General features: G+C 43.8%; 11 protein-coding genes. 7 read left to right on the forward strand and 4 right to left on the reverse strand.

The window, feature by feature from the left end; all coding sequences use genetic code 11:
- Positions 1–16: 16 nt before the first annotated feature.
- The 5 genes from AC1DUD_RS20455 to AC1DUD_RS20475 all read left to right on the forward strand — a co-directional run bounded on the left by AC1DUD_RS20455 (position 17) and on the right by AC1DUD_RS20475 (position 3,235).
- Complete coding sequence (locus tag AC1DUD_RS20455) at positions 17–607, forward strand: UPF0758 domain-containing protein (protein WP_477377749.1); 591 nt, start codon at positions 17–19, stop codon at positions 605–607.
- A 482-nt stretch (positions 608–1,089) separates the two neighbouring features.
- A complete protein-coding gene (locus tag AC1DUD_RS20460; protein ID WP_477377751.1) occupies positions 1,090–1,623 on the forward strand; it encodes a hypothetical protein in 534 nt (177 codons plus the stop codon).
- 211 nt (positions 1,624–1,834) lie between these two features.
- A complete protein-coding gene (locus AC1DUD_RS20465; protein WP_477377753.1) occupies positions 1,835–2,002 on the forward strand; it encodes a hypothetical protein in 168 nt (55 codons plus the stop codon).
- Between the two features lie 4 nt (positions 2,003–2,006).
- Entirely contained in the window at positions 2,007–3,044 is a 1,038-nt protein-coding gene (locus tag AC1DUD_RS20470; protein WP_477377755.1) for a DUF932 domain-containing protein, read from the forward strand.
- A 41-nt stretch (positions 3,045–3,085) separates the two neighbouring features.
- Entirely contained in the window at positions 3,086–3,235 is a 150-nt protein-coding gene (locus tag AC1DUD_RS20475) for a hypothetical protein (RefSeq protein WP_477377757.1), read from the forward strand.
- A 168-nt stretch (positions 3,236–3,403) separates the two neighbouring features.
- On the opposite strand, the gene AC1DUD_RS20480 is transcribed toward AC1DUD_RS20475, so the two are convergent.
- Positions 3,404–6,715, reverse strand: coding sequence for a hypothetical protein (locus AC1DUD_RS20480; protein ID WP_477377759.1), 3,312 nt, complete (start codon positions 6,713–6,715; stop codon positions 3,404–3,406).
- A 954-nt stretch (positions 6,716–7,669) separates the two neighbouring features.
- On the opposite strand from AC1DUD_RS20480, the gene AC1DUD_RS20485 reads away from it, so the two are divergent.
- Positions 7,670–7,792 (forward strand): hypothetical protein, encoded by a 123-nt coding sequence (locus tag AC1DUD_RS20485; RefSeq protein WP_477377761.1) that lies wholly within the window; start codon positions 7,670–7,672, stop codon positions 7,790–7,792.
- Positions 7,783–8,247, forward strand: a complete 465-nt coding sequence (locus AC1DUD_RS20490) for a helix-turn-helix domain-containing protein (protein WP_477377763.1) — start codon at positions 7,783–7,785, stop codon at positions 8,245–8,247. Before AC1DUD_RS20485 ends, AC1DUD_RS20490 begins: the two co-directional genes overlap by 10 nt.
- Before the next feature lie 40 nt (positions 8,248–8,287).
- On the opposite strand, the gene AC1DUD_RS20495 is transcribed toward AC1DUD_RS20490, so the two are convergent.
- From AC1DUD_RS20495 to AC1DUD_RS20505, 3 genes are all read right to left on the reverse strand, one after another.
- A complete protein-coding gene (locus tag AC1DUD_RS20495; protein WP_477377765.1) occupies positions 8,288–8,743 on the reverse strand; it encodes a hypothetical protein in 456 nt (151 codons plus the stop codon).
- Between the two features lie 307 nt (positions 8,744–9,050).
- Positions 9,051–9,353, reverse strand: coding sequence for a hypothetical protein (locus tag AC1DUD_RS20500; RefSeq protein WP_477377767.1), 303 nt, complete (start codon positions 9,351–9,353; stop codon positions 9,051–9,053).
- Positions 9,354–9,363: 10 nt separating this feature from the next.
- The gene (locus AC1DUD_RS20505) at positions 9,364–13,164 is read right to left on the reverse strand and encodes a DUF6443 domain-containing protein (protein ID WP_477377769.1); all 3,801 of its coding nucleotides are present in this window, start codon (positions 13,162–13,164) and stop codon (positions 9,364–9,366) included.
- Between the last annotated feature and the right edge of the window lie 4 nt (positions 13,165–13,168).

Below are 13,168 nucleotides of genomic sequence, written 5' to 3' on the forward strand. Positions count from 1 at the left end.
CGAAAGGAATAATGATATGAAAAACCCCATTTTGGCAACGGAAAGCTTTTACAATAACAGGAAACATTATTTCCTGGACTTTAAGCTGGCGGCGAATAATAGCCCGTATATCAAGATTACGCGCAGCGATGTACAGGAAGACCATACTTACAAAAGGTCGGAGGTGGTTGTATTTGAAGAGGATTTTGAATTCCTGATCGAAGCGTTTTCCTCTCTTTTCAGGACCGTAGCGTACCTGGGCGGCCAGGGGGATCCGATTAAACGGGACAAGAGGGGTCGAACGAGGGGCATCAAAAGCTGGGAAGCGTCGGAGCGCCCCCGTGAAAAGCTGATGGAGCAGGACAAACCGGCTTTGTCGGACGCCGAACTGCTGGCTATCGTTATCGGTTCCGGTTCTCCCAATGAAACCGCGGTCGGCCTGGCGGCCCGTATCCTCGACAGCGTCGGCGGCGACCTGCAACGTTTGACCGAACTCCGGCTGGACGAGCTATGCGGGTTCAGGGGGATGGGCCATGCCAAATCATTAAGCATCATTGCGGCTATGGAACTGGCCGCGCGTTTAACCGCCGGTCAGCATAAAGCGGCCTGGCTCAGAAAGGCGGAGTGACCTTTTTCAGGCCAGCAGCTCCAGCAGCTTCGTTCCTCAGCCGCTTCGCTGCATTTTAAAAGACCGGTCACAGCCGCAACTCCGCTCCGCTCCGTTTCGCCCGCGACCGGACATTTCGCCGGCCATTTCATAAGGTCTCGTTAACTCCTTTCATAAAATCCCCCCGGGCTTTTTGGTAGCAAATTTCCGAACAAGCCCTTTGACGTCAAGACCGGGCCCTGCGGGTTTGCTGAAAAAAAATCTCCACCCTCGCTGCGCTCGGGTCGTATTTTTTTTCGCAAAGTCTTGCCTTACAAAGGGCTTGTGTCAGGTGAGGTTGCTTATCAAAAAGCCAGGAGGCTCCTGCCGACTGACTTTCTAAACAGTAAGCAAGATGGGAACAGCAAAAGGGAGAGCGCCACCGGTTAAGGACAAACGGAAACCAAAGCCTTAACACAGTAGCGAAAAAAGGGAACATTAAAAATTTAGAAAAAGTCAACATTATGAAAACGACAGGAATTGAAACCGGAAAAAACAACAATGAAGAAAAAAACAATCCCATAACCGCCGAAAAAAACAACCCGCAGTTTGTTGCAGGCAACCAGGTTAATAAGGATTCGGCGAAGCCGCAGGCCGAAGCTGTAAAACCCGAAGCACCGACAACGGATACGAAAGCTGATGCGCCGAAAGTTGAACAGGCCAAACCAGCCGAAGTTAAGGACGAGCCTAAAAAAATCGTACTGAATCTGGAGGGGACATTGAAGTTCATTGAGGAAATGCACCGCAAGGCCAAACAGCGTGCCAAGTTGCAGGAGACCATCAAAAACCTTGATGATTTCGAGGTAGAGTTAAGGGACGAAGCGGACACGACCGATACCAATTATTACAACGGCTGTGTGCTGACCATTGAGGACGACAACCGCAGGAAATTTGAAACCAAGAATCCCACGATCATTTGGACGGTGGCGCAGCTGGTGAACAATATGTGCATCGATAAACTGGCTGAAATCGAGGCCGGGCTGGTTTTACCTCAATAATGAAATGGAAATGCCCCCTGTTCCGACGTATTGACAGGGGGCGTTATTTAAAAATTCTTAACCTTAAAATCTAAGGCAATGTTAGAAATCTTCATCGAGCTGACCAACCAAATATTCTGGCCGGATTACGCAGCACAACTGGCGAAAGATAACCCCGAAGCTTTTCAATTAGAGTTATCGGAATTTATGGACTGTTATCATTCATAGACCTATGTACGATATCATTTTTTTACTGGTCAGGGCGACCATACAAACAACCCACAAAACAGCTCACGAGGCGATAGCTGAAATTCAGCAGAAAGCCACCTGTACCATTACCGATACCCAAAAGGTAAAAATCAAAGAGTTGAAATTGATGGATTACAAATTAAAAGCATAACAACATGGCACATGACATTCATTATAACGAGCAAACACAAAAACACAGTTTTTTCAGTGTAAAAGAGAAAGCCTGGCATAGTTTAGGGCAGGTCATCCAGCAGTACCCGACCAGTATGGAGGCATTGGCATATGCGGGTCTCGATTACGAGGTGGTCAAACGCCCTAACATACATCCCTTGCCAAGCGGTGTAAATATCATTTCGGATAACAGTTATTTTACTTTCCGTACGGATACCGAGGCGGTTTTAGGAAGTAAATTAGGATGTGATTATGAGGTCGTACAGAACACAGAGGCGTTCAGATTCTTCGACAGCATTGTTGGCGGTAAGGATGGGATACTTTATGAAACGGCGGGCACTTTGGGGCGTGGTGAAACCATTTTTATCACTGCCAGGCTGCCCGATTATATCCGGATTGGGCGAAACGACTGTATCGAAAAGTACCTTTTTTTAACCACCTCGCATGATGGTTCCGGCTGTATCCACATCGCCTTTACGCCTGTCCGGATAGTTTGTCGAAATACCCTGAATGCCGCATTGTCCAATCAAATCAACGCTATCAAAATCAGGCATACCGCCATGGCTGGCGATAAATTGAAAGCAGCCCATAAAATGCTCGGTATCTCCAACCAGTTAGCAGTGGAAATGGAAGCCATTTATAACCGATGGTCAAGGCTGCGGATAAGCGACCCGGAATTAAAAAAACTCATACAAATAGCGATGGCACCCAGCCGGGAGGTTTATGAAACCCTGAAACAAGGCAGGGCGCAGGATTTAAGCGACCATTTCAATAATATAGTGAACAATGTTTTTGATTATGCCATGACGAGCCCGAGCCAGCAGGAGGAAACGACCAAGGGAACGGTTTTCGGCGCTTACAATGCGGTAACGGGCTATTTTCAAAATGTCCGCAATTTCAGGGATGACGAAGCCAAATTTAGATCCATCATGTACGGTACAGGTTTCAGCAAGGCACAAGCCGCATTTAACTTGTGTCATGATTTTGCTAAGAACGGCAGTAGCGCATTGGTTTTGAATTGATTGACCAATGAGGATCACTCCCCTTAATTCATTAAAAAGAGATGAGTTATATAATCATAGAAACGCATGGCGGTTCGGAATACGCCGCCATCGTATCAGACTACGAAGGAAATCACCTGGCTTTCGATACTACAGAAGAAGCGGAGCGGGAGGCGGAGGACTGTCAGGCAGGTATTATCGTTGAAGTATAAGTTTAAAAAAGGCAAGCGCCGCCTGAATTCCGGGCGGCCCCTTGCGGGGCCGAAGGTGTTCTTTAGAGTTTTAAAAGTATATGAATCTTAAATTCAGCGTAGTTTCATATCCGGGAATTTGACTATGCAGCATTACCCCTTCTAAAGTATTGTATTGATAAATATCCCCTAAAACTTGTTCTTAGGCTCAAACTTCCAGCCATCTAATCCTAAAGTATAGCCCCCTGTTTTATTGAGCATGGAGCAGACTAACCTTATAGATGCCGGGCTCCTAAGATCCGCGCTTTTATCCATTGGCTGAATTGCTACGGGTGCATGATTACCATAAGCAGCCATTAACCGGCCATTCGTCATTTTGATGGTAATGGAAGGCCAGCTATCCGTTAAGTTCTGTGCCTCGTCGTATTTAAGTTTAACGACAGGCGTTGAGTTTACCAATAAACTTACATCGCCCTTATAATAAAGCGAATTTAAACATACGCGCGCTATCACCTTTTGCGCTTTATCCATTACTTGTAGATAAACTGCATTTTTTTCATCTATAACATTACCTGCGCCAACGTTTACACAATTGATGGTAAAATTAATAACGCCAGATAATGTCCAGAGTGACATATTTCCCTGTGTTTCTATATCGCGGCTTAAAGTGGCGACTTTGTTTTTCTGGCGGTAGTCTATATAAATATCAGGCATACTCTTTCGGTATGTTTTGATATTGGTGTGTACGTTCCACAATTGTGTGTACCTATCTGTATTGTCCTCCGCAACAGGATTCCTTTTCCAGCCGTAACGGCCATTTTCAAGCACACTATTGAACGGCAAATCTTCCATTAACTGAATTGTTGACGAATTAAACGGCTCACTTAGATTATAAACCCGGTCGTACGGAATTATTTGCTCTGGCTGGTTAATGCTTTTCCAATAAATCTGAACGGCACTTTTTAAGGTTGCGGCGCCCGCACATTCCCATCGAACGAAATAACGTTTATTCTTTTCTAAATCAATTTGCAATTGATTTTTATTGGCGTCCATCAATTGCCCGTCTATCCATAACCTGCAGTTAATGGCAGGATTACTACCTTTTAAATAAAATTGATATTTATCTGAATAAAAAGGAGCTATAAAACCTGTATAAGTAACGAGAGAATTTGCAGCCGTAGTTTTAGGCCCTAAACCTACAACAAGGTTAACCGGTATCGTCTGCTCCTTTATCGTTGCCAGGCCATTTATTTTCCAGCGATGCACACCACCGTGCTGGCTCTCATCATTTGTATAAAGATAAGAATCGCCATTGGCTAATTTCACAACGAATGCGGCAAAACTGTTGCCCGCCATTTCTGGAAGGGCCTCCATATTTGCGGCTACTGGGCCGGCAACTCCAAACTGTCCCACTAATAGCCCGTCGTCATAAATATGCATCCATTTATTTACCTCACTGTTTTTCCAAAACTCGCCATGGTACCCCCAAAAAATATTGCGTCCGCTGGCCATGACAGTGCTGCCGGCATTGTTTGTACCGTTACCTATATCAAAAGCCCCATCCACAGGAAATGGTCCTCTGTATTGTTTGGTCGTGCTCATGGCTGCGCGCCAAAGCAGTTTGTTGCCCCCAACGTTTACCCCGCCCAGGTGCCAGCCGTTGGTAAGACTTGCATCAAATAATACCATAACCCCTGACGATGTAGTTTCGCCCGATTTCAGCGTAACCGGATTGCCGTGGTATCCCGGATCTGTTGAGCCGGCTGGCTGGGTCTGTGCAATGGTAACTTCCGGGCCCCATACGGGATCGTTATTGGCATCAAATTTCAAAAGTGCTTTTTTGGTAAAAACAGATGGTGCCCCTTGTCGCATAGTCGAAAGCCTGCGCAGCGAACCATCCGGATATAACTGTGTGTTATTTATAGGAAACTCAACATTTGTCATTCGCAGCGGCCCTGTTTTAGGTAACTCAACCACTATCCAATTAAATAGTTGGTTAACACGATGTTCAGCTAAAGCATAAGTTCTGCCGTTACTCAAAGTTGCCACTCCGCGGAGCCTGTTATACTTATCATCATATTGAGGCTGGATATTGTATCCCCAGTTACGCACTAATTGCCAGGAGCCATTGTTTGCAGCCAGCGGTTTGGTGTAATCTACCTTAAACTCCAGGTAATCAGAGAACACACGGGTAGGATCGTTTCCATCAACAAAAGCACTGTAGAAGGTTTGCAGGTACATGATGCGGTTAATAAATTTTCTATCAGCCCCAAAATGCTGCGCCCTTAAGTTACCCGCATCTTCTACCCAAAAGCTGCCGTCGGGCTGAAAAGCAATAAAAGTACCCGGGCCTTTACTTTCGTTGAAATAAAACTTATCATCTCGCACATTGGGGTCTGTTGCATACCCGCCGGAAATACCATAAGTCCACAAAAAAGCCCCGTTATTAACCTGGAATGCTTTTAACTGCTGGGCATCAGCACCGTCGGCCACGACCAGGGTATTACCGTCGGGGCTTACCGCAGCGGTGAGCGGGTACACCAATCCGGCAGCAACAACCTGCAGCGAAGCCAGTTTACCATCAAACCCAACAACAAACTTTTCGATAATCCGTTTCTTCTCTTTAGTGTAAATGAGCCAGACGTTATCATCTTCGTCAGTGTTGATATTTACCGGGTTTTCAAATTTTAATGTTTGAACAAGCGCACCGGTTGTTTTATCAAGCACATGTAATTCGTTAAGGTCCCTGTGCGCTGCAAAAAGATAGGTGCCTCTTTTTTGAACGGCAAGCCCTGTGATCGCTGATCGATCGTTGTTAACAAGATCGATAACGCTTTTATAATTGCGCCCGTATTTTGTGGACTGAGTAATGCCTTTGGAAAAGTTAACTTCCGAGTCATCGGCTACCGAAGTACCGAAAACCATCCAATTGTTAACCACATTGCCATCGTTACCTGCCCAGTAAACATTTTTACCATCTGTCGTAACATACTTTATTGATAAACCCTTACCCAGAATTACTGCTTTTTTTTGCGGGCTGCCGGTATTAAATTTATAGGTACTGCCGCTTTGCTCATTATAACCAACCGCAAAATAGGCGTAATTGCCGCTGGTCGCCATGGCATACATCCGTTCAACAGCATGATGTACCGTTGATCCGCTAAGAGAATCTGATGTGTTGCCAATTACCCCCTCCCATTTGTACGTCACATTATTGGATAATACTTTAACCATGTAGCTGGTGTTTGCGGCAAGGCGGCCGTCATCATCAACACCATCCCACTCCGCCTGATGGATGCCTGCGTTGTAGGTTACCCCGCTCCAGAGCGTACGGATCAGCGTGCCATCTTTTAGATACACACCGGCGCTGGTTTTCGAAGCAGCGTCAAGTTTAAAAGTAAACGCGTTCGTTTGCCCCACCGCATGCTGAATAAAAAGCAAGTATATTCCGGTCAATAACAACACCATGTTAAAGCAGGTTCGGATCTTTCTTTTTTTCATATCAGTAATGATAATTTAGTCCATGGATATCGATATTATGATGCTTAGCTACCTTTTCGATCAATACATCCCGTTGAGATTTAATTTATAGAGAGGACGACACAACGGTCATTTTTGCATTAAGAGGTTAATACGATATTTCTTACTTGTCTTTCTCTATCAATATACCTCATTTGGATTTGCTTTGTGAATGATACAACGGTTATTTTTGTATTAAGGCATTAACATAACCAGTTGTTCAGGCTTGGGCTTTGTACCTAACAGAGCCTTGATACGATATACTTAAATGAAAAGTTGTGCAATGCGACCCACAGATCTGGCGCAAGAAAAAGCAGGTGGTAAAGATCCACTATCTGCTTTTCACTTTATCTACTGATGCAAATCTCTTCATGAACCGGATTAATAATAGAGAGGAAGAATCCCGCTGTTTTTTCGCCAAGATGGGAAGGAATTGATTAAAGGTGAAATTGATGGAAGATGAGTTCAATAATTTGAAATTAATTGGAAGACTGTTTATTACCTGCCCATATATTCTCAAAATCGCTTACCGGCAGAGCAGAATCATCTAATCAGGAAAATAATGAATGTTTGCGATTATCGGTATTGATTTGTTTATCCCGCCCCCTCTGTCCAAACTCTTGAAATGAATAGCCTCAACGTTCCGGTTTAATTCCTTCGCTTTCCGGAAAATCTGCGATAGTTGGTATACTTTGAGAATGCCATCATAGGCGATTGACGAAAGTCCGAGCTTTCCAATTGCTTTTTAAAGCAGGGTTTCTAGCATAGATCGCGTACTATTTTGGGGCTAAGTCTGGCGTTGACCTGCAGGTCCTGCCGATTCCCGAAACGTCCTATAGATTTCCCTTGACCTGATCACCCGGTCCGGATAAGCTCACTCTTTTCGGCCAGCCGATCAGACGACAGCTCGCTGAAGTTAACCGGCGTTACTTCCACATGCAGGCCTACTCAATCCAGCAGGAGACAGGAGATTTTGCTCAGCTATTTTTACACCATGCCAGGCGGACAGATACATTCTTTTTCCGGATGGTTATAGTAGCCGCAAGGGCATGGCTGTGAGAACGTTTCTTCCACAGTCGAAAGTATTGAAAAAGCCCGGTATTCCCCAATACGTTGATACGCCAAAGACCATTGGCGAACATCTCCGAAAGAAACGGCTACAAAGCAAGTTGCTGCAAAAAGAGTTGGCCGAACTGCTTAATGTTTCGGAAGACCGCATCACCTATTGGGAGAATGAACGAAGTGCACCGCAAATCCATCACTATCCCCGTATTATCGACTTCCTCGGCTACTACCCGTTCGCCCACGAAACGAAAAGTTTCGCGGGGAAACTGCTACAAATACGGCATTGCAAAGGCTTCAGTCGAAAACAATGCGCCGTGCACCTTTCCGTATCGGAAGACGCGGTACGACGCTGGGAACGGGGCAAGCCCATCGCAAACCCGACCTACCAAAGGCGTATTCATTCCGAATGGAATGAATTGCTGTATCATCACGCACAACACCCCGAATAGGGGTGTTTTTATTTTATAACGAAAAGATAACGATTAAAACTTAATGAATTAGCAAATCAGAATACGCGTGATATGAGTTAATCTTTATTGGTTCATTATTGATTTTTTTGAAACCAATTATTTCCTCGGTAGCCCCCTTATTGTATAAAACTTTTAACTTGTAATTATATGAGATTTCATTCACACTACCGGTTATACGTCTTACGTAATAATCCTCTATCTTATAGCTATTATATGTGCTTACTTTAGAATTAATGAATTTTAGCATCTTACTGAACTCATTGTTGATCTCTAATCGTTTTAAACTATCACTCAGCATATTTTCTACACTGTTATAGTCTTTAGCTTTTATTTTAGAATAATATATGTTTAAAAACGCCTTGCCATCTTTATTATCTTCAGCCGCGTTTATACGAACATTATTAAATGTACATCGTGTGAATGCGAAAGAAACAATGATTAACAAAAATATCATTGTCGTTTTTATTAATGACATAATTTAAATATTGGAATAAATACTATTATAATTTTTAATATTTTCTTATCTTAAAGAAGAAACTTCGCTATCCCGTGTTTCATAAATTAAAATATAATTGATCCTTTTTACCTTTCATGAGCCTTCAATTGCTGTCTCAGCTGTTTATTAAAATTTCGCGTTGTTGAATGGCGGTTTATTATCTCCATTAATGACGACTTTGGCCATTCTAATGCCCGAACAGGTGCGCGCAATTGAGCCTGGTCAAGATAAAAGTTATTTATCTTAAACTTCAACCACTCAGGAGGATGACGGACACAGGAGCAACTCATTGAAAAAGCAATACTTGTCTTGATTTATATTTTACCAATTTGATAACCATGGAATCTTTTAACTTTATCAATGAATCTCCCCTTTCAATTTTGTGATTAAAATCCCAAAGATTCACTGGAAGATTAAAAGTTTTATTATTAATCGAAACAGTTGGTTCTCCTTTAATACTATAAGAAACGTTTTCGACCTTGCCGTTAAATTCTAAAGGAAGATTTTTCTGAGTTAAATTATTGTAGTAATAAATTGCTATTGTAAATAACAAGAAAGCAAGTATCCCTATTAAAATAAGTCTTTTCATATTCTTTATTTTATTGACCGATTGTATTGCTGACACCCGCAGAACCACCCAATCCCGGCCCAACACCAAAACTATAACCTGTCCAGGTTGGCGTTAACGGGCTGTTGGTGCTTGTGGATTCCCAAGCGCTTGCAGCATATATTAAAAAATTGCCCGAACCGTCATACCCTCTTCCTAAAATCGACTCGAACGTCGCCTTCCGAGGATCCCCAACAAACCAGCCGTCAGAGATGCTTGCAGATGCTCCGGCTTCCCAACCAACGCGATAACTCACACTTCCTGCAATGTGAAACCCGGCATCCCGCCCCCTGGTTAATAAATGACCTGAGCCTGCGAATCCCACGCCAACACCCAAGGCAAAAGTCATGTTCAAATTTAAAGAAATATCATCAGGAACAATAGCTCTGGCGAGGGGGCTGTTCCAAGCATCACTTAGTGAATTACGAAAATTTGTTGCCATTTGCTCTCCCTGCCAATAGTGAACATCCAATTCACTTACTTCTGCGTTAACAACATATTTGGCTTTGCCATGATCCGTTCCCGTGACAGTGGCACTATAAAAATGTATTCCCCCATCCCCTCCATCATAAACGGATGTTGAAATTAGTCTTCCGCTGCTATTATAGTAATAATCTATTGTTTTGTTAGAATTGGGCCTATCATCTGGTGCAATAGGAACTAAAACGCCATTATCAACTTTGAAACCATAGTTTGCAAATATTGCTTTCCACGCCGCTGAATAATTGGGCAAGCCACCGCCTCCTCCTGCGGCAACCCAGGCAGCGTCCTTCATATTCAAGCCCAATATTAACGAATCGAATTCGCTTCCATGATTTCCTCCCCCCGAATCCCCGCCATCGTTGGCTCTTAGCAGATCTCCAAGCGGATCATTCATCATAATAGGATTGTTCCCTGCATATTGATAAACGCTCATACTTTCCGCGCTTTCCGGCATAGGATCAGTCGCAATCCATCTTCCCAAGGCAGCATCATAATTACGGTAAAATGTTTGCTGGAGATTGGGTAAAGTGCCTACTCCAAAGTCACTTTGCTGTTCACTGCCGCCGTTATAGAGCTGTTTGTTATCTGTATTAGGTGTTGCAACAGCACTGCTCGGAAGGCTCAATCCAAAACCATAATAGCTGTTTTCCTGCCGCACCACTGCAACACCGCTTCCGTTATCCTCAAAGCTTACCCGCGCATTGCCTTGCTGATCGGTAATAATGTATTCTGATTTAAGAGTAACAGTACTTCCAGAACCAGTGTTTCTTATACGGCCTTCAGGCATGCCAAAATAATTCAGTAAGCCATTCACGTATATAAACCCGTCAACATAATCCATGGTATTTGCCAACACGTTATTATCATAAACCTGCTTTTTGATCAGTGATCCCGCATTGTAGGTGTAATTGATATAACGGCCGGTTGCGGTGGTGATAGTTATTTTATCGGTTTTGTTTATCAGGTTATATGCAATGGTTAATCCCTTGAAAGGGTCCGCCGTCATATTGCCATTTTGATCATAACTGTATGTTCCTGTAGTAGTCCCGGTTAAATTTTGAAACCCGTAATTAACATAATTGCTGCCAATATTATCGGTTACACTATTAAGTTGGTTAGGGTTATCTGTCCTGTAAAAATAACCAAGGTGGTCAACAGCAACGATCGTCCCGGGACTTGAAAGATATGCATTACGATTTAGGGTTTGTATATTGCCGCCTTCATCGTAAGTTATTGAACTTTCACTATAGGCATTACTATTGGTGGTAAATGCGCCTGTGCTTGCGGGTAGCCTTTCGCCATAATTTGCCGCCCGATACCGGTCAAATGCATCATAAAGATATAAATAACTCCTTTCATTACCCTGGTTTCCCGAAGCATCCCTACTCATCCATTTTACTGCTGATAACTTACCATTATAATAGGCAGTATTGCCAACATTGCTGTCTACATTATCATATAGCAATTGCATGCCAAAAACGTCATTCGTATCATCATTCGTATTGGCTGTACCCGAGTCATTATTGAGCTTGCTATTATTAATACTCAATAGTTGTCCCCGAATATTATACCGGTAATCGACCGACTGAAGATATGTCGTTCCGCCGTTATTTGACCCTAATTTCTTATCAACCAATTGTCCGAGTTCATTGTAAGTGTAAGCGGCAACACGTATCCCGACTGAACCGTTATATTGCTGGTCAATAGCGGTGATCCGTTGCATATGGTCATAGGTGTAGGCTGTCTGCACTGTCACCGTAACCGGCGTCGTAGTGGTTCCACTGACTTTAATCACTTTGGATTGTGTTGGCGTACCGACGAAGCTTACAGCCGATGTAGCATAATCAGTCACCGTACCTGCAACGTAATTACCTAAATGATTATTGCTTTGCGTTTGCACCAGGCGGCCCCGTTTGTCATAAAACATGACTTTCAGCAGCCAGATATCACTTAACCCCGAACCAATTGTGCGCGTCTGTACCATAGTAGGTACACCTTTGATGGGATCGGTTGTAACTGAAACTCCAGTTAATTGAGCAGAAGAAAATGTATAATTCGCTGTTCCATTACTGTCGATGTCATAGTCATCGTAGTAACTATAGCCAAGGGGTGTAATGTTGGTTGTGGGAAATATGGTATTCGTATAATAACCAGTTGCAGCCGTTGTCGTACGGCTTTCATACCAAGCCGTTGAATAAGCGGTAATGGTATTGACATAGGCTTGCATGTTGGCTCTTCCAATATGCGAGGTGGGCGTTATCGTATTGTCGGTATAAATGCCTTGGCTAATTGGATGGCCCTTCACATCATATTTGATGTAATTCCATTGATTGGTGGCAAGCATTCTGGCATCCTGCGTCAATACCGGGCGGTTCAACGGATCATAAACCATGTATAGGGTGCCAGATGATGGCACCGTTTTTTCTATCAAACGCCCCCGATCATCGTAAACATACTTAAATACCAGGTTGCTGAGCGGAGCAATTGACAGATTGTAGCTATTTGCAGATAGTAAAATTGTTGCTTTGGGCGGAATGATATAGCTAACTAATCCAGCGTTATTGTAAATATAATAAGTATCCAGATTGCCCCCGGTTAGTAATTGTCGCTTCAGCATAGTATGTCCAGCCATATCAGCAAAAACAAGCGTTTCTATTCCGGCTTCATCCTTCCCATCGGTAACTGACAGCTTGTTATCCGCATAAAAGTTCCCTGCGGTGAATGTGCCGTCTACATTCCATGCCAGGATATTGCCGTCTGCGGTTGCGTTATTGTAACGATAACTTGCGGTTTTGAAATGATTACCCGCGACACCAGGCTGAAATCCATTACCGGGCATGCCCGAAGAAAGCACCCGTTGAAGCGGGCTGCTTTCAAATAACTGTTGACTGAAAGGGCTCGCGTCATCGGCTACCTTATCCGCAACGCCATTGCCGTAAAACGCAGGTTGCTCGGTACTGATTGCATTGGGACGGAAACTGCCCATGGCATCGGTGCTTTTCCCTGCGTAGGGCAGATAAGCAATTGTTTGCCTGCCGAGGTTGTCGTAAACAATCGGCTGAATGATATCATTTTGCAGCGGGCTTGCCTGCACCGCCACGGTCTGGATCGTTCTTCCCCCTCCATCCACATAAGTTCTGGTGATTTGCTTTTGGGTAAGTGAAAGGGTATTGATCTGAGCATCAGATGTTACTCCTTCTATTTTAATCACATCCTGCTGCACGAAGCCGGAAGACTGCGCGAATACCAATCGGCTACATAGCGAGCCGCACCCCGTAAATATGATAGTGATAGTGGTTTTAAGGTTCATGGTT

Source organism: Mucilaginibacter sp. P4_A11 (genome assembly GCF_056402535.1).